Consider the following 18,320-nt stretch of genomic DNA (forward strand, 5'->3'; position numbering starts at 1 on the left):
TTATTGACGCGCTTTCGATGGGAAAGGCGGTCTCCGCCTTTCCCGAAGGCGTTTAAGGCCCGGATTTGGGCTGAATCCTGAGAACAATGCCCCTGACATCAGGGGCCGCCAAGAGGTGAACCCCATGGAAATCACTGCCGCAATGGTCAAGCAGCTCCGCGACTCGACGGGTGTCGGGATGATGGACTGCAAGAAGGCCCTGGCCGAAACCAATGGCGACATGGAAGCCGCAATCGACTGGCTGCGCACGCGCGGCCTCGCGAAGGCCGCCAAGAAAGCCGACCGCGTCGCCGCCGAGGGTCTCGTCGGTGTCGTCACCGCTGGAACCAAGGCTGCCGCGGTTGAAGTGAACTCGGAAACCGACTTCGTGGCCCGTAACGAACAGTTCCAGGGCATTGTCAGTGCCGTCGCCAAGCTGGCGCTCGACGCCGACGGCGATGTCGTCAAGCTCGGCGAAATGCCGTTCCCCGGCACCGGCCATTCCGTTTCGGCAGAACTGACCGAAGCCATCTCCAAGATCGGCGAGAACATGAATCTGCGTCGTACGCAGACGGTGGAAGTGTCTGATGGCGTGGTTGAAAGCTATATCCACAACGCGGTGAAGCCGGGCCTCGGCAAGATCGGTATTCTGGTTGCTCTGGAATCGACCGGCGACAAGGCCGCCTTGTCCGCGCTGGGCAAGCAGCTTGCCATGCATATCGCCGCAGCCCAGCCCCAGGCAATCTCACCCGAAGAACTTGATCAGGACATTGTTGCCCGCGAGCGCGCCATCATCCTTGAGCAGGTCAAGGAAAGCGGCAAGCCAGCCGACATCGCCGAGAAAATGGTCGATGGTCGCATGCGCAAGTATTTCGAGGAAGTCACCCTGCTCAGCCAGGTCTTCGTGATCGACGGCGAAACCAAGGTTTCCGACGCCATCAAGAATGCTGAGAAGGATGCCGGCGCTCCGATCAAGCTGACTAAGTTCGTGCGCTTTGCGCTCGGCGAGGGCATCGAGAAGGCCGAGACCGACTTTGCCGCTGAAGTCGCGGCCACTGCTGGCGTGAAATAAGCCGAATATTTACCAGGCGGGCCCTTGGGCCCGCCTGTTGCTCTCCGCCAATTGGCGGATCGAGCCTTTTCAGTCCGTTCATTTCTGAACCAACTTCGCCTTCTTTCCATGGCTATTTTGCCATAGGGTCATTCAGGTCTGCCGGATTCGGCGGTCTCCTATTTTGTGAACACGAGGTCCATTCATGTCGTCTGCCTATAAGCGCATATTGCTCAAGGTTTCGGGCGAGGCGCTGGCGGGAGACAATTCTTTCGGCATCGAGCCGCCATTCCTGCAAGGGATCGCCGCTCAGATCGCCGACGTTGCGCGTAGCGGCACGCAGGTGGCCATCGTGGTTGGCGGCGGCAATATCTTCCGCGGCATGGCGGGAGCGGCCGACGGCACCGATCGGGTGACCGCCGACCTTATGGGCATGCTTGGCACCATGATCAACGCGCTGGCGCTCAGCAATGCCATTTCCCGGCAGGGCGTGAAGTCCAAGCCGTTCAGCGCCGCCACCATGCCTTCGGTCGCCGACACCTTTACTGCGCGCGACGCCAAGCTGGCGCTCGAGGAGGGATTCGTTGTGGTGCTGGGCGGTGGCACGGGCAATCCGTTCTTCACCACCGACACCGCATCCACATTGCGCGCAATCGAGCTGGAATGCGACGTCGTGCTCAAGGGCACCAAGGTTGATGGTGTTTATTCCGCGGATCCAATGAAGGATCCGAATGCGACCCGCTATAGCCAGATCAGCTATGACGAAGTGATTGGCAAGAATCTGAAGGTGATGGATACGGCGGCTTTCGCACTTGCCCGCGACAATGCCATGCCGATAATCGTATATGCCTTGGACGATGCGGCGGGGCTGGCGGGCGTTTTGGAGGGCAGGGGCCGTTCAACGCGTGTGGGCCAGCCGCTCGACAACGAATAATAATTCTTTTGACGGGACATTGAACCCGTCGGGGACATGTAAAGCTGACAACCGAGGCCTTGCCCGGAAACGTCAGGGACTGGAAGGACGAAAGCCATGGCCAGCTATGATCTGAACGATCTCAAGACACGCATGCAGAAAACCATTGCGTCGCTCAAGGACGAACTGAGCGGCCTGCGGACCGGCCGCGCCAGCGCCAGCCTGCTGGAGCCGGTGACTGTTGATGCCTACGGTTCGCGCACGCCGCTCAATCAGGTAGCCACGGTCACAGTTCCCGAGCCGCGCATGTTGTCGGTGCAGGTTTGGGACCGCTCGCTGGCCAATGCGGTCGAGAAGGCTATTCGTGACAGCGGGCTCGGTCTCAATCCGATGGGCGAGGGACAGGTGATCCGCGTGCCGTTGCCCGAACTCAATGAGCAGCGCCGCAAAGAACTGGTCAAGGTTGCCCACAATTACGCCGAACAGGCCCGTGTTGCCGTGCGCCACATCCGGCGCGATGGCATGGACGCCTTGAAAAAGTCCGAGAAGGACGGCGACATGAGCCAGGACGACGCCAAGAAGCAGTCGGATCTGGTGCAAAAGGCGACGGACGACGCTGTTTCCGAGATCGACAACATCGTGGCAAGCAAGGAACAGGAGATCATGCAGGTCTGACCGGCCCGCTGATCCCGCGCCGGGAGGGCGTCGATGGCAGGGGAACCCGCCGCGAGTTTGAAATCGGAAGCTGGGCCGGGATTGCGCATTCCGGTCCATCTCGGCGTGATCATGGACGGCAATGGCCGTTGGGCCAAGCAGCGTGGGAAGCGGCGGACCGAAGGCCATGTCGAAGGCGTCAAGGCGCTGCGCGGCCTGGTCGAAAACTGCATCAATTACGGCGTTTCCTATTTGACGGTCTTCAGTTTCTCGTCAGAGAACTGGACCAGGCCGCCGGATGAAATCTCATTCATTTTCAGTCTTTTGAGACGGTTTGTTGCATCGGATTTGCAGCGATTGATCCGCAACAACGTCAAGGTGCGCATCATTGGTGCTCGTGCAGGGCTCGAACCGTCTCTCCTGCGACTGATCGACGACGTCGAAGCCAAGACCGCACGCAACACTGGCCTGACGCTGATCGTCGCCTTCAACTATGGCGGCAAGGCCGAGATCGTCGCCGCGGCACGGCATCTGGCGCGTGAGGCCGCTGCTGGGCGTCTTGACCCTGAGGCGATTGACGAAGCAAGCGTCGCCGACGCCCTGACCACGGCGGGAATGCCCGATCCAGACGTCATTATTCGTACCAGCGGCGAGCAACGGCTATCCAACTTCCTGCTCTGGCAAGCGGCCTATTCTGAATTCGTCTTTGTCGATGAGAATTGGCCGGATTTTGACGAGGCCAGTTTCGTTAGGGTTCTGGAAATATACACCACGCGCGACAGGCGCTTTGGCGGCATAGGAGTTTAGGCGTCTTGGGCGAATCTGGCGGTCCCGTTTCTGATCCGAAAGCGTCCGGCCGTCGTTCCTGGTCCGATGTCGGTCCGCGCTTCGCGTCTGCGATAGTGTTGATCGCGTTGACGGCAACTGCGCTCTATATCGGCAGCTATCTGTTCGCAGCTGTAGTGGGTGCGGTCTATGGCGGAGCCTACCGCGAGTGGGAGGCCATGGTCTCCCGCGCACCGCTCACGCCCATGGGCATGGTCCTGGTTGGACTGGTGGCCCTGTCGGGGCTGGTCTATCCACTTCTGGGAATCATCGCGTCACTGGCGGCCATCCTCTTGGCCTGTCTTCTGGCTCTGACGATGGGGCGCGAGGGCCTGACCTGGCGGATCGGCGGGCTGGTGCTGTTTGGTCTGCTGATTGTTTCGGCGCTGGCCATGCGGGGCGAGGGGGACCTGGGTATCTGGGCCGGGGTCTATCTCGGAACCGTGGTGTGGATGACCGACTCGGCCGCGTTCTTTACCGGACGTCAGATCGGCGGTGAAAAGCTGGCGCCAGATATTTCTCCGTCCAAGACCTGGTCAGGCGCGCTGGGCGGCCTTGCACTCGGAACGGGGGCGGGACTGATTGTGTGGATGTTTGTCACTGATTCTCCGATCTGGATCGGTGTTCTTCTGTCGGCTGCCATCAGCATTCTGGGCCAGTCCGGCGATCTCGCGGAAAGCGCCATCAAGCGCTATTTTCGCATCAAGGACAGCGGCGACATCATTCCCGGCCATGGCGGGCTGATGGATCGCCTGGACAGTCTCACATTCGGCGTTTTCTTCGTGGTTATCCTGGGCGGTCTGCATGCGGGATTCGGCGCCGTGGCGGAAGGTCTGCTTTATTGGTAACGCCCGGCCGGTGTTGTATTTGGAAGATTCATGTTGGATTTCGTCTTCTGGCTCCTGTCCTACGCCGTGCCTTTCCTGGTGGTCCTCACTGTGATCGTGTTCGTTCACGAGATGGGGCATTACCTTGTCGCGCGCTGGAACGGGGTGGCGATCCAGACCTTTTCCGTCGGTTTCGGACGTGAGTTGATCGGTTGGAACGACCGCCATGGTACGCGCTGGCGCATCTCGGCCATTCCCCTGGGCGGCTATGTTCGGTTCCTGGGTGACATGAACGAAGCGAGCCTGCCGGACCCCGAGATTGCCTCGAAAATCGACCCAGCCTTGGCCCCGAGCCTGTTCGTCAACAAGTCAGTGTGGCAGCGCATCGCTGTCGTTGCCGCAGGCCCGATCGCCAATCTCCTGCTGACATTTTTCGTGCTCTACGCGCTTTTGCTTGGTTATGGGCGCTACACGATACCGCCCGTGATCGGTGAGGTCGTGGCCGGCTCCGTGGCGGAGGCGGCGGGTTTCGAGGCGGGAGACCATGTGGTGGCCGTCGATGGTTACGCCGTTCACGGTTTTGAGGATTTTCAACGCTATGTGGCCACCAGTCCGGAGCGGGAAGTGGCGGTCGAGATCGAGCGCGCCGGAGGCGCGTTGACGTTGAAATTGATTCCCGAAGCCGTGCAGATTGAAGATCGCTTTGGAAACAATCAACGAATCGGACGCATCGGCGTAACCCGCAATATTGAGGAAACCGACATCGTGCTCTATCGGCCTGGGCCGGTGGAGGCGGTCGGCATGACGGTCGAAGAAATCCGTTTCATTATCCAGCGTACAGCGGCTTTTATTGGGGATTTTTTTGTCGGGCGAGGGGATGTCGAGCAATTGGGCGGGCCGGTCAAGGTTGCCAAGGTGTCCGGCGAAGTCGCAACGCTGGGCATTGTGGCGTTGATCAATCTGATGGCGCTGCTTTCGCTCAATATCGGCATCTTCAATCTTCTGCCCATCCCCATGCTGGATGGCGGACATCTGCTCTATTACCTCGCCGAAGCGGTGCGCGGTCGGCCGCTCAGCATGCGTGTCCAGGAGATTGGATTTCGCTTTGGATTTGCGCTTGTGATGGCGCTGATGGTATTTACCCTGTTCAACGATACCATATTCGCTTACTTCGGAATTCTCCGCTAACCCCTTGTTAACCTTGGTTCGCAAGGTGTTGCACGAATACAAGGGCGCCAATGAATTGCTAACTGCAAGGCAAGTGGCGACTTGTTCCTGGTTAAAAAAACAGTAAAACACTCCAATGGAGTTAGCTTGGGGGAGCGCTGTGCATGGCGATTCCCTGGGCCGGTGCAGAAGGCAATAACAATATGATCCACCCAACCAAGCTGATGCGTGGCGCGGTTTCCGCGATCGCCATTCTCGGGGCCGCTCCCATGGCGGCAGGCCTTCCCGTTCTTGGCGTCACGATTGCGAACGCTCAGGAACAATTGGTTGCGGCGGTGCTGTTCGAGGGCAACAGGCGCTTCCCCGATTCCCAGCTTCTGACGATGGTCGATATCTCGACCACGGGAATTTTCAGCCAGCAGCGTCTCGCCGCGGATATCGAAAGCATCCGCCAGGCCTACGACCGCGATGGTTTCATGTCCGTTTCGGTTACGGCCCGCACCGAGCAGACCAGCGATGGTCGTGTCCGTGTCATCTTCACCGTCAACGAAGGCGAGCGCGCGGGTATCGCGGCGATCAATTTCACCGGCAATAACGCTATTGGGGCGAATAACCTCAAGGGCGCCATGCTCACCAAGGAAACCGGCATCCTGAGCTGGCTGGTGCGTGACGACAGCTATGACGAACAGAAAATGGCCGTCGACCGGGAGCGTATCCGCCTCTATTACGCCAATCGCGGTTACCCCGATGCGCAAGTCAATTCGGTTGCCGAGTATGATGCTTCGCGCAATGCCTATTTCGTCAATGTCACGGTAAACGAAGGCCAGCGCTACAATTTCGGTAACGTCGCCATCGAGACCAGCATTGATGGCCTCAATACCGATGTGTTGCGCGGTACGGTGCGGACCGGCCAGAACGACCAGTTCTCCAATGCCGACCTGCAAAAGAGCATCGAAGATATGGCCTATGAGGCCACGGCTCAGGGCTATTCCTTCGCCGACGTTCGGGCGCGTCTTGATCGTGACGTGGCCACCAATACGTTCAACGTCACCTATCTGGTGGACGAAGGTGCTCGCGTCTATGTCGAGCGCATCAACATCACCGGCAACGTCAAGACCCGCGATTTCGTGATCCGCCGCGAGCTGGCTTTTGCCGAAGGCGATCCGTTCAATCGTTCCATGGTCATTCGCGGCCGTAACGCCATTCAGGCGCTGGATTTCTTCTCGCGCGTTGAAGTTTCGACCGCCCCGGGTTCGTCGGCCGACAAGATTGTTCTCAACGTCAATGTCGTTGAGAAGTCCACCGGCGAATATGGCGCCACGGCGGGATATTCAACGTCGGACGGTATTCTTGGTGAGCTGTCGCTGACTGAGCGGAACTTCCTTGGGCGTGGTCAATATCTGCGCGCCGCCATTGGCGCGTCCCAGTCCGGCCGTACTTTCGACTTCTCCTTCACCGAGCCTCGCTTCATGGGCCTCAAGGTCGCGGCGGGCGTCGATGCCTATCGTCGTATCAACGACGAGACCACTGCGAGCTTCTACGGTACGGAGACGACTGGCGGCCAGTTGCGCTTTGGTATTCCAGTCACCAGTGCGCTGACAGCCAATGTCTTTGGTGGCTACGAATACAAGCTGATTAAGGATGGCGACGCCAGCGCGACGCCGCCGGTACCGGCCGATTCCAGCCTGGTGACCGACGGTCAGGAATTTCACAAGGTCTTTACGGGCTATACTCTGACCTGGAACGGCGTTGATGATATCAAGAAGCCGACTGAAGGACTCTATGCCACCTTCAGCCAACAATATATAAACCTTAACTATTCCGGCACGACCGATCACTTGCTCAAGTCTGAAGCGCGCGCGCGTTATTTCATGCCGCTCCTTCAGGATAGCGGCATGGTCGCCAGCGTGCGTGGTCAGGCCGGGGTGATCAACAATATAGGCGGTGGTGCCGGTGTGCACGCCGTCGAAGCATTCACCCCCGGCTCGCAGCTTGTGCGCGGCTTCCAAGGTCGCGGCTATGGCCCGCGTCTGGGCTCAGGCGAGTATCTCGGCACCACGATGTTTGCCGGCATTTCTGGCGAAATCGAGTTCCCGATCCCTGGCCTTCCGGAGAATTACGGCCTGTCCGGCGCGGTCTGGGTTGATGCGGCCTGGATTGGCGATGCGAGCGATATCATCGGTGGCGGAGCAGCCGTTGCGGCGAGCAATGATGATCCGTGGCGCGCTTCGGTTGGCGCCTCGCTGATCTGGGCTTCGCCGTTCGGTCCGCTGCGTGGCGATTTCGCCCACGTACTCAACAAGTCCACGGACGACCGCACGCAGGTATTCCAGTTCACCATCTCCACCTTGCTGTAATTCTGCTGGCGTGAGAGACTTTTTAGAGCCGCGGGGCGGTAGCGCCGCGGCTCTCTTGTTTTGAGTGGCGTCATGGTCGATACCCGTTTCCACCGCTTTGCCGGCCCCATCGCCATAGGCGTCTTGCTCGCCAGAATCGGGCGGGCGGATCTGGCGGAAACAATTTCCACTCCTGATCACCTGTTGACCGGGGCCGATGAACTCGACCGGGCCGAAGCGGGCGATGTCGCACTGGCTGCCCAGCAGAGCTATGCAGACGCATTGCGCAGCACGTCGGCAGGTGTCGTGGTGGTCAAGCCCTCATTGCTAGACCTCGTCCCCCGGGGCAGCATCGCCGTTCCGGCCGATCATCCGCATGAAGTTTTCGTCGAGATTCTGGACGCGCTCTACCCGTCCAGTACCAGATCGGTCATCGCTGCCGACCGCAATGACCTAGGCGCACCTTTCTATGAGCGGGACGTCGTCCTAGGTCCGAACGTGTCGATCGGACCTGGTGTCGAAATCGGCCGAGGCACGGTCATCGGCGCCAATACGGTTATTGGCGCCGGGGTTACGATCGGACGCAATTGCGTCATCGCCGCCAATTGCACCATCGACTGCGCCCATATCGGCAATGACGTTGTGATTCATTCCGGCGTAAGAATCGGCACAGAAGGATTCGGCTGGCTGGATTTGGGGCGATCCAACCGCAAAATTCCACAGCTGGGACGGGTGATCGTTCAGGACCGCGTTGAAATCGGCGCCAACAGCACCATCGACCGCGGGGCACTGGGCGACACGGTGATCGGCGATGGCACCAAACTGGATAACCTGGTGCAGATCGGTCATAATTGCCGAATTGGCCGCAATTGCCTGATTGCTGCCATGAGCGGCCTGGCGGGCTCCACCGTTGTTGAAGATGGAGTTCTCATGGGCGGCAATGTCGGCACGTCTGGTCATCTGACCATCGGGGCCGGATCGGTGATCCATGGCCGGGCCGCGGTCACCAAGGACTGGCCCGCCGGCTCCAAACTTGCCGGGGCGCCGGCACAGGATATAAGAGATTTCTGGCGAGAACTCGCCGTATTGCGGAAACTGTCTAAAGGGGACAAGCGGGGATGAACGATACCGTCAGCAGCGCCACAGAACTCGATGCGATGAGCATTGCCGAGATTTTGGAAGCTTTGCCGCACCGCTACCCCTTCCTGATGATCGACCGCATCATCGATATCAATGGCGACGAATCTGCGGTGGGGATCAAGAACGTCACGTTCAACGAACCTATCTTCCAGGGGCATTTCCCGGGCAATCCTATCTTCCCCGGCGTTTTGATCATCGAAGGCATGGCCCAGACGGCCGGTGCTATTGTCATCAAGCACGATGCCAATGCGGGCGGAAAGAAGATCGTGCTCATGTTGGGCGTGGACAATGCGCGCTTCCGCAAGCCGGCGGGCCCCGGTGATACGCTGGAATTCCATATTTCCAAGATGCACCGTCGGCGCAATGTCGGCCGCTACAAGGCTGAAGCCAAGGTCAATGGCGCAATTGTCGCCGAAGCTGAGATCACCGCGATGATCGTGAGTGCCGATTCGTGAGTTCTGCGGACATTCATCCCACCGCCATCATTGCCGATGGCGCCGTGATTGGTGCCGGCGTTCGCATCGGCCCCTATTGCATGGTGGGACCGAAGGTCGTTCTGGGCGACTATGTGGAACTGATCTCCCATGTCGTGGTGGAAGGCAAAACCGCGATTGGTGCGGGAACCCGTATCTTTCCCTTCGCGTCGGTGGGGCACCAGCCGCAGGATCTCAAATTTCACGGCGAGGATTCGCGCCTCGAGATCGGTGAACGGTGTACGATCCGCGAATCGGTGACCATCAATCCGGGTACCGAAGGCGGCGGTATGCTGACCAAAATCGGCAATGACTGCCTGATCATGGCCAGTGCGCATGTCGCCCACGACGCCATTTTGGGCAACAATGTCATCATGGCAAATTATGTCGGTGTCGCGGGCCATGTGCACGTTGGAGACAACGTGATTTTTGGTGGCACCTGCGTTATCCACCAGTTCTCGCGCATTGGCGCTCACGCCTTTATCGGCGCCCAGTCTATGGTTGACGGCGATGTCATCCCCTATGGCATGGCCGTGGGGAACCGCGCCGTGCTGACCGGACTCAATCTTGTCGGCCTCAAGCGCCGCAAATTCGACCGCGAAGCTATTCACCGTCTGCGCGCCGCCTATCGGCAGATCTTCGCCAGTGAAGGGACGCTTATCGAGCGGGTCGAGGACGCCGCCGAACTCTTCAAGGACGATTCTCTGGTGCAGGAGGTTGTCGGCTTCATCAGGCAACCCTCCAGTCGACCCATTCTGTTGCCGCGCAACGGGAACGAAAGCGAGTAAGAATCGGGAGCCGGGATGGCCGAGCCAGTGCGCCTTTTTATCCTGGCGGGAGAGCCTTCCGGCGATCGCATCGCCGCCGATCTGATCATGCGGCTGCGCCGGCAGATCGAGCTGGACCTGTCCGGTGTCGGCGGCGTGGAACTTGCGGGGCAGGGGCTTGCAACGCTCTACCCAATGTCCGACCTGGCGGTCATGGGTGTGACTGATGTCATCCTCAATTTGCCGCGTCTATTGTGGCGGCTCGAACAGACTGCCCGCTTCATCCTCAAAAATCAGCCGGATACCGTGATCCTGGTCGATTCCCAGGATTTCTCACGGCTCCTGGCGCAGCGCCTGCGCAAGCGCAGCTATAGGGGGAAGCTTGTGCTCTACGTAGCGCCCTCCGTCTGGGCTCGGCATCCCGAGCGCGCAGGAAAACTCACGCCGCTCTTCGACGCGGTTTTGGCCGTGCTGCCCTTCGAACCCGCGGTGATGGCCGAACTCGGCGGGCCACCAACCTATTATGTCGGCCATCCGGCGCTCGCGGGGCAGAACAAGGCCCCAGAAGCCGTAGAATCCGGACCATTACTGCTATTGCCTGGCAGTCGGGACGGCGAATTGCGGCGCCATCTGCCTTTGCTGAGAGCACTCGCACCCACGCTCGCCGCGCTCCCGCATGTCACCGAAATCGTCATCCCGACCTTGCCGTCACTGCGCATGAGACTGGAGGCGGACCTCGCCGGCTGGCCTGTTGCCGTAACGTTGATGGATCGCCGAGAGGATCGGCCTGCGCTGTACGCCAGCGCCGTGGGGGCGATCTGTGTGTCGGGAACGGTAACGTTGGAACTCGCGCTGGCGCGTGTTCCCATGATGGTGCTCTACGCACTGGATGGGCATCAGGCCCGCATGTTCGACCAGCTGGGGCGACCGCCGGTGTCCCTGCCCAATATAATCCTCGGCCGGACGGCCGTTCCCGAACATGTCGCCGCGCAGTTTTCCACTGCCGAACTGGAGCAAGCCGCGCTGGAGCTACTGGGTAATAAAAAAGCCCGCCAGCAGCAGATTGATGCCTTTGGCGAGCTTTCGAATTTGATGGAGGCGGGGCAGCCTCCGCTTGGACGCCAGGATCCGGCAGAGCGGATCCTCAGCATCCTGGCCGCTTAGCGCGAGGCAATCGGCGCGTAGTCGCGCGCCGTTGCGCCATTGTAAAGCTGGCGCGGACGGCCGATCTTCTTCTGCGGATCGCCGATCATTTCCTTCCACTGGCTGATCCAGCCCACAGTGCGGGCCACGGCGAACAGCACGGTGAACATCGAGGTCGGAAAGCCGATCGCGTCGAGGATCACACCCGAATAGAAATCAACGTTCGGATAGAGCTTGCGATCGATGAAATACTGATCTTCAAGCGCGATGCGCTCGAGTTCCTGCGCCACCTGCAGGGTTGGATTGTTGCCGACGCCGAGGATTTCCAGCACTTCCTTGGCGGTAGCCTGCATCACCGTGGCGCGCGGATCGAAGTTCTTGTAGACGCGGTGACCGAAACCCATCAGACGGAACGGATCGTTTTTGTCCTTGGCCCGCTCGATGAATTCGGGAATCCGGTCCACCGTGCCGATCTCGCGCAACATGTTGAGGCAGGCCTCGTTGGCGCCGCCATGGGCCGGGCCCCAGAGGCAGGCCACGCCCGCCGCGATACAGGCGAACGGGTTGGCGTCGGACGAACCGGATAAACGGACCGTAGACGTGGACGCGTTCTGTTCGTGATCGGCGTGCAGGGTGAAGATCAGGTCCATCGCACGGGCGATCTTCGGATTGACCTTGTAATCCTCTGCCGGCACCGAGAAGCACATATGCAGGAAATTGGATGCGTAATCGAGGTCGTTGCGCGGATAAACGAAGGGCTGGCCCACCGAATATTTGTAAGCCATGGCTGCCAGAGTCGGGATCTTGGCAATCATGCGGATCGAGGCGATCTCGCGCTGGCGCGGATCGTTGATGTCGGTGCTGTCGTGATAGAAGGCGGCCATGGCGCCGACCACGCCGGTCATGATGGCCATCGGATGCGCATCGCGACGGAAGCCGCGATAGAAATAGTGCATCTGTTCATGCACCATGGTGTGGCGCGTCACCAGCTTTTCGAATTCGGCAAACTGGGTCTTGCTCGGCAATTCGCCATAGAGCAGCAGATAGCAGACTTCGAGATAGTTCGACTTGTCTGCCAATTGCTCGATCGGATAACCCCGATAGAGAAGCTCACCCTTATCGCCGTCGATATAGGTGATGGCGCTGTCGCAAGCGGCCGTAGACGTGAAGCCGGGGTCATAGGTGAACAGGCCTGTCTTCGCATAGAGCGAACGGATGTCCATTACGTCCGGACCCACCGATCCGCTCAATATCGGGAATTCGTGGGTCTGGTCTCCGATGACGAGTTTGGCGACTTTGTCGGTCATTGAGCTCTCCTCGTTTCACCTGCGCGCCCGCCAATGCAACAGCGATTTAAACGGCGCGAGGGACGGCGCCTTGGAAGCGCCGGATTGTGATGCAGAGGTATCAGGTCTTGGCGGCCCCAAGCAACTGATAGGTAAGTATGACTTATCCAGAAGATGGCGCCGGATGGGACGCCATCGTCAAGTTCAGGCGGGGGCCTGGTCGCCGAGTCGGGCCATGCTTTCTTCGCGTCCGATCAGCACCATGACCTCGAAAATCCCCGGAGATACGGTACGTCCCGTGAGGGCGGCGCGCAGTGGCTGAGCCAGCTTGCCCAGCTTGACACCCTTTTCTTCCGCCAATTGCCGCATGGCCGCGTCGATAGCAGGCACTGACCATTCGGCAAGCCCCCCTAACGTATTGGCAATGCTGGACAGCAGCGCGCGGGCGTTATCGGTCAGCAGCGCGGCCGCCGCTTCATCCGGCTGGATGGGGCGAAGGGCATAGATGAACTGCGCCAGGTCGATCAGTTCCAACACCGTCTTGGCGCGCGGCTGCAATTCGGGCAGGGCCGCGAGCACGGTGTTGTGATTAGTGAGGAGGCCCTGGACGTCGTTGTCGCGACCGACTTCCCGGGCGGTCTCGACCATCACATTATAGAGGTAGGTCGGATCGGACTCCCGGATGTAATGGCCGTTGATGTTTTCCAGTTTCACAAAATCGAAGCGCGCCGCGCCCTTGTTGAGGGCTTCGAGGCTGAACCATTCCACCATCTGCTCGGTGGAGAAAATCTCGTCGTCGCCATGGCTCCAGCCGAGGCGCGCCAGATAATTGCGCACGGCGGCGGGGAGATAGCCCAGCTGCCGATATGCCTCGACGCCCAGTGCTCCGTGACGCTTGGAGAGCTTGGCCCCGTCAGGGCCATGGATGAGCGGGATATGGGCCATTTCCGGCACGGACCAGCCCATGGCATTGTAGATGACGATCTGGCGCGCGGCATTGGTCAGGTGGTCATCGCCGCGAATGATATGGGTGACGCCCATGTCATGATCGTCCACCACCACGGCATGCATATAGGTCGGCGTTCCATCCGAGCGCAGGATGATGAAATCGTCGAGGTTTTCGGTCTTGAACACCACGTCGCCCTGCACATGGTCATGCACGATGATTTCGCCGGAGAGCGGCGACTTGATGCGGACCACGGGCTTGACGCCTTCGGGCGCCTCGGCGGGATCGCGGTCGCGCCAATAGCCATTGTAGCGCGGTGGCTTGCCGGCGGCCCGGGCCTCCTCGCGCATCTGGTCCAGTTCCTGCGGCGAGCAGTAGCAATAGTAGGCATGGCCCATTTTCACCAGCTCATGGGCCACTTCGGCATGGCGCGCGGCACGAGCGAATTGGCTGATCGGCTCACCGTCCCAGTCGAGCCCGAGCCATTTCAACCCGTCTATAAGCGCGGTAACCGCTGCCTCGGTCGAACGTTCCCGGTCCGTGTCCTCGATGCGCAGCAACATCTTGCCGCCCTGGTTCTGGGCATAGGCCCAGGAGAACAGCGCCGTACGGGCTCCGCCGATATGGAGATAGCCGGTGGGCGAGGGAGCAAAGCGGGTAACGACCTGGGACATGGCAACCGAGACATTTTGAGGAATTGCGGGCCGTGTGTAGCATAGGCCCGCTTGAGCGCAAGGGTGGGGCGCATCGTGGCCGGGCAGGAGGCATGGACAGTCAGGACCAATCGGTCGGCGCGGCAGCAATGGCCGCCCCGGCCTGAAGATGGTGCGGGCTTGGTCTCGGCGGGGCGCAGTTTTCTGACCGCATTCACGCATGCCGCTGAAAATCGACGCCTTTTCGTCGTGCTGCCCTTCAGCATGATCGCAGGGCTGGTTCTTTATGCCCTGATGTACGATGAACCGACCTCGCCGCTCCTGTTGGGCGGCGCGGGTATCGTTGTGTTCCTGCTGCTGACGGCCGGGCTGACGCATTCGCTCAATGTCCTGCGCATTGCCGTGCAACTGAGCGCCTTCTGGTTCGGCTTCTGTCTGCTGCCGGCTCACGCCGCCCTCTTTGGAACACCCATGCTCGCCTTCCCTGCCTATGGCGTTTACGAGGCGCATGTCGATGAGGTGCTGTCCGCCGATGACAGCCAGCGGCGGGTGGTGGTTTCGCAAATCGTGCCACGGGAGGGCGCTCGACCGCTCGATATCAGGCGGGCGCGTCTGTCGCTGCCGGCGGAACCGGAACTGCGGCCCGGTGACCGCCTGCGCGCCGCGCTGCGGCTGGCACCGGTGCCCGGCCCGGTCCTGCCCGGATCGCATGATGGTCAATTCCATGCCTATTTCATCGGCGTGGGAGCCTATGGCGGCGCCACGGGCGCGGTTGAACGCATCATAGAGGGAAGCGACAGTGATCTCGGGCGGAAGGTGCAGGGCCTGCGCGATTTTATCGCCGCCCGCATCGACCTCGCTCTGCACGGGTCCAGCGCCGCCATCGGAAAATCCATGGTCATGGGCGACCAGAGCGATATTTCCGACGAAACCCGGGACGTAATGGCCGCTTCGGGCCTCGCTCATATCTATTCGATTTCGGGACTGCATCTCTCCATCGTCGCGGGGGGGCTCTATTGGCTGGTGCGGCTGCTGCTGGCCTCGCTGCCGGCGCTGGTGACATGGCCGATCAAGCAGATTGCCGCGCTGATCGGCATCGTCGCGGCCTTTCTTTATCTGCTATTGGCCGGCGGGGTGGATAACGTTCCCGCTTTCCGGTCCACCCTGATGCTCGCCCTGATCTTTGGCGCCGTTCTGGCGGGAAGGCAGGCGCTGACCATGCGCAATGTCGCCATCGCCGCGATTGTGGTCATCGCCATCGACCCGGCCAGCGTTTTCCGCCCCAGCTTCCAGCTCTCTTTCGCCGCCGTGATCGGGCTCATCGGCATTTACGAACTGCCCCGGCCCTTCGCGGCGGCCAGCACCAGGCTGGAGCGGCTGTGGCATCTGGTGGCGGCTACGGCCTGGACAAGCTTTATCGCGGGGCTGGCGACACTTTTGTTCTCCGCCTACCACTTCCAGCAGACCGCTCCGCTCAGCGTATTGGGCAATGTCATGGCCCTGCCATTTGTCGGGCTAATCATGTGGGCCGGCGTGGTCGCCATGCTGGTCATGCCGCTGGGGCTCGACGGATTTTTCTTCCAAATCATGGGGTGGGGCATCGACGGCATGCTCCTGGTGGCCGAAATTGTGGCCCATTGGAGCGAAGGGCTGACCGGTAACCCATTGCTTGCCAATTGGACGCTGATAGGCGGGCTGGTGGCGCTGGCCTGGTTCGGCTTTCTGGAAAACCGCTGGCGCCTGCTGGCTCCCGCGCTGCTGGTGCCTCTCGTCTTCCTCTTCGGTCTTGAGCCGCGTCCCGACGTGTTGATCGCAGATTCCACTCAAGCCATCGCCGTGCGCGACGGTGAAACTATGGCATTGGCCAGCGGCAGGGCGGGCAGCTTTGCGGTCAATGTCTGGAGCCGCAATTACCAGACCGAAATCGCCGCGAACCATTCCGGCACGGTCTGCGACAGCCTTGGCTGCATCGTTCAGACCCCCGATTTTTCGATCGCCATCATACGCAATGCCGCAGCTTTTGCCGAGGATTGCGGGCGACACGATCTGCTGGTCGCCCGCATCTATCCGCCCGCCTCCTGCTTTGCCGGCGCAGACGTGATCGGACCGGCGCAATTGGCTGCCGGGGGCGTGCATTGGCTGCACTGGAACGCGCATGAAGGGCGGTTCGATATTCGCCCGGCAATGGTCAATCTCAATCGGCCCTGGCGAGTTTCGCCACGCTGATACCGGCGGGGGCCATCTCGGTGTCGCCCAACACATAGCCGGTTTCATCGGCGGCGAGGGCAATCGTCTGCGGGCCCGAGGAATAATTCACATAGATGCGGAATTTGCCGCGCCTGCGGCAGCGGACGCCGGCGGGCAGGGTGAGGATCGATGTGTCGGCCTCGGCCAGCAGATAATCGGCTACGCGCTGGATCAAGGCCCGATCGCCGCTGGCGGTGAGGTAGAACAGCTTGCCTTGCGACAACAGCACCGGCACGCCTTCCACGTCCTCCATGATCACCTCGGCGCCGCCTTCGGTTTTCTCCCGCCATAGCCGCGCTGCGCCGCCACCCTTGACCGCGACATCCACTCCGGCGGGCAGGCTGTCCACCCGCATTACCCGAGCGTCCAGAAGGTTCTGCGGCAGGTCGGGACCGAGTTTGGCAGGAATGGCGAAGTTCTCGGTTTTGGATCCGGTTCGCGGCCCGATCAGCACATGGCCTTCGAAATTGGCCACGGCTTCTCTCAATGCATCCGTCCAGAACAGCAGCGCGGGGATGGCGACGATGTCATAGCCGGCAAAATTCGAGGTCGAGGGAGGCAATATATCAACATCCAGCCCATGCTTGCGGAAGGCGGAATAAAGCGCTCGCACATGATCGCCATGGCGGAAGCCCGCCGCCTGCGGCTGGATTTCCCAGGCCCATTCGCTCTGATAATCATAGATCAAGGCGATGCTGCCCTGAAGGGCTTTGCCCTCAAGGCCGGTTTCCGCCAGTTCGCGGGCCACCTGCTCGGCTTCGTGATAGCCCGGCGCAGGCTCGCTATCGGGCCGCAACAGGCCGGCATGCATCTGCTCCTGCGCGAATGGCGCCTGCCGCCAGCGGAAATAGGACACGACCTCGGCGCCATGGGCAAACGCCTCCCAGGCCCAGAGTCGCGCCATGCCGGGCAGGGGATCGGGGTTGAACGCACCCCAGTTCACCGGCCCCGGCTGCTGCTCCATGATCCACCAGCGGCCATGCCCCACGGCGCGGTAGAGATCGTGGTGGAAGGCCGCATTGTCGGGATCGCCCTGACGCAGGTAGTGCCGCTTGATCTCGTCGGGTTCATTGCTGGTGGCCAGATGGCCGATCGGGTAGGAATCCCAGGACGCGATGTCGAGCGTCTCGGCCACGTCGTAGTGGTCGAATTCGGCATAGCGACTCATGAAATTATGAATGACCGGCAGATCAGGGCGCTTCGCTTTCAGGATGTCGAATTGCACCTTGTTGAAGGCGGCGACCTGATCGGACGAATAGCGGCGGAAATCCAGTTCATGAGCCGGCGCCGCTTCGCAGACCAACAGGTTTGGCAGGTCGATCTGCTCGAAGCTCGAATATTCCATCGACCAAAAGACATTGCCCCAGGCCCGGTTCAGCGCCTCGATGGTTTGATACTTGTGTTGCAGCCAGAGGCGGAAGCCGTCACGTGCCGCCGGCGAATAGGAATAGGTGGTGCCGTGACAGCCATATTCATTGTCGGTCTGCCAGCCTGCCAGGGCCGGATGATCGGCCAATGCCTCGGCGAGAATATGGGTGATGCGCGCACATTCTTCCCGATAGCCGAGATGGGAGAAGTCGTAATGACGGCGCGAGCCGAACCCCTTGCGCCGACCTTCCCGGTCCATGGCCAGCATGTCGGGGTGCTTGTCGATCATCCAGCGGGGTGGCGTCGCAGTGGGCGTGCCGACGATGACTTTGAGCCCATGCCGGCCCAGCACATCCATGGCGCGGATTATCCAGCCGAGCTGTAGCTGGCCGGGGGCAGGCTCCAGCCGCGACCACGCGAATTCGCCGATGCGCACGATCCTGATGCCGATTTCGGCCATGCGCCTGGCGTCATTGTCCCACCACTCCTCCAGCCAGTGTTCGGGATAATAACAGACGCCGATGCTCGGATTCATGGGACTGGTC

15 protein-coding genes are annotated in these 18,320 nt (G+C 60.7%); 12 read left to right on the top strand and 3 right to left on the bottom strand.

Features of this window, described 5'->3' with window-relative positions; genetic code table 11:
• Window positions 1-124: 124 nt before the first annotated feature.
• From tsf to H0482_RS00800, 11 genes are all read left to right on the top strand, one after another.
• A complete protein-coding gene (gene tsf / locus H0482_RS00750; RefSeq protein WP_193728127.1) occupies window positions 125-1,051 on the top strand; it encodes a translation elongation factor Ts in 927 nt (308 codons plus the stop codon).
• 184 nt (window positions 1,052-1,235) lie between these two features.
• Window positions 1,236-1,964: a UMP kinase gene (gene pyrH, locus H0482_RS00755; protein ID WP_193728128.1), complete on the top strand. Its 729-nt coding sequence runs from the start codon at window positions 1,236-1,238 to the stop codon at window positions 1,962-1,964.
• Between the two features lie 96 nt (window positions 1,965-2,060).
• Complete coding sequence (frr, locus tag H0482_RS00760; protein ID WP_193728129.1) at window positions 2,061-2,618, top strand: ribosome recycling factor; 558 nt, start codon at window positions 2,061-2,063, stop codon at window positions 2,616-2,618.
• Between the two features lie 33 nt (window positions 2,619-2,651).
• Window positions 2,652-3,404, top strand: a complete 753-nt coding sequence (locus H0482_RS00765) for an isoprenyl transferase (protein ID WP_193728130.1) — start codon at window positions 2,652-2,654, stop codon at window positions 3,402-3,404.
• A 5-nt stretch (window positions 3,405-3,409) separates the two neighbouring features.
• The gene (locus H0482_RS00770; protein ID WP_193728131.1) at window positions 3,410-4,270 is read left to right on the top strand and encodes a phosphatidate cytidylyltransferase; all 861 of its coding nucleotides are present in this window, start codon (window positions 3,410-3,412) and stop codon (window positions 4,268-4,270) included.
• A 30-nt stretch (window positions 4,271-4,300) separates the two neighbouring features.
• Window positions 4,301-5,437, top strand: a complete 1,137-nt coding sequence (gene rseP / locus H0482_RS00775; protein WP_193728132.1) for an RIP metalloprotease RseP — start codon at window positions 4,301-4,303, stop codon at window positions 5,435-5,437.
• Window positions 5,438-5,580: 143 nt separating this feature from the next.
• Entirely contained in the window at window positions 5,581-7,773 is a 2,193-nt protein-coding gene (bamA, locus tag H0482_RS00780; RefSeq protein ID WP_193728133.1) for an outer membrane protein assembly factor BamA, read from the top strand.
• A 72-nt stretch (window positions 7,774-7,845) separates the two neighbouring features.
• The gene (gene lpxD / locus H0482_RS00785) at window positions 7,846-8,874 is read left to right on the top strand and encodes a UDP-3-O-(3-hydroxymyristoyl)glucosamine N-acyltransferase (protein WP_193728134.1); all 1,029 of its coding nucleotides are present in this window, start codon (window positions 7,846-7,848) and stop codon (window positions 8,872-8,874) included.
• Window positions 8,871-9,347 (top strand): 3-hydroxyacyl-ACP dehydratase FabZ, encoded by a 477-nt coding sequence (gene fabZ / locus H0482_RS00790; RefSeq protein ID WP_230989408.1) that lies wholly within the window; start codon window positions 8,871-8,873, stop codon window positions 9,345-9,347. Before lpxD ends, fabZ begins: the two co-directional genes overlap by 4 nt.
• Window positions 9,344-10,153, top strand: a complete 810-nt coding sequence (gene lpxA / locus H0482_RS00795) for an acyl-ACP--UDP-N-acetylglucosamine O-acyltransferase (protein ID WP_193728135.1) — start codon at window positions 9,344-9,346, stop codon at window positions 10,151-10,153. Before fabZ ends, lpxA begins: the two co-directional genes overlap by 4 nt.
• A 15-nt stretch (window positions 10,154-10,168) precedes the next feature.
• Window positions 10,169-11,296, top strand: coding sequence for a lipid-A-disaccharide synthase (locus tag H0482_RS00800; RefSeq protein WP_193728136.1), 1,128 nt, complete (start codon window positions 10,169-10,171; stop codon window positions 11,294-11,296).
• Here H0482_RS00800 and gltA read toward each other — a convergent pair.
• Both gltA and gltX read right to left on the bottom strand, forming a co-directional pair.
• The gene (gltA, locus tag H0482_RS00805; RefSeq protein WP_193728137.1) at window positions 11,293-12,582 is read right to left on the bottom strand and encodes a citrate synthase; all 1,290 of its coding nucleotides are present in this window, start codon (window positions 12,580-12,582) and stop codon (window positions 11,293-11,295) included. The genes H0482_RS00800 and gltA overlap by 4 nt on opposite strands.
• Window positions 12,583-12,765: 183 nt before the next feature.
• Window positions 12,766-14,181: a glutamate--tRNA ligase gene (gltX, locus tag H0482_RS00810; protein WP_193728138.1), complete on the bottom strand. Its 1,416-nt coding sequence runs from the start codon at window positions 14,179-14,181 to the stop codon at window positions 12,766-12,768.
• Window positions 14,182-14,232: 51 nt separating this feature from the next.
• Between gltX and H0482_RS00815 the strand changes: the two genes are divergently transcribed.
• Window positions 14,233-16,386, top strand: a complete 2,154-nt coding sequence (locus H0482_RS00815) for a ComEC/Rec2 family competence protein (RefSeq protein ID WP_193728139.1) — start codon at window positions 14,233-14,235, stop codon at window positions 16,384-16,386.
• Here H0482_RS00815 and H0482_RS00820 read toward each other — a convergent pair.
• On the bottom strand, window positions 16,355-18,310 hold the full coding sequence (locus H0482_RS00820) for a beta-galactosidase (RefSeq protein WP_193728140.1): 1,956 nt from the start codon (window positions 18,308-18,310) through the stop codon (window positions 16,355-16,357). The genes H0482_RS00815 and H0482_RS00820 overlap by 32 nt on opposite strands.
• Window positions 18,311-18,320 lie beyond the last annotated feature (10 nt).

It is taken from the genome of Devosia faecipullorum, assembly GCF_015158295.1.
Taxonomy (GTDB): domain Bacteria; phylum Pseudomonadota; class Alphaproteobacteria; order Rhizobiales; family Devosiaceae; genus Devosia; species Devosia faecipullorum.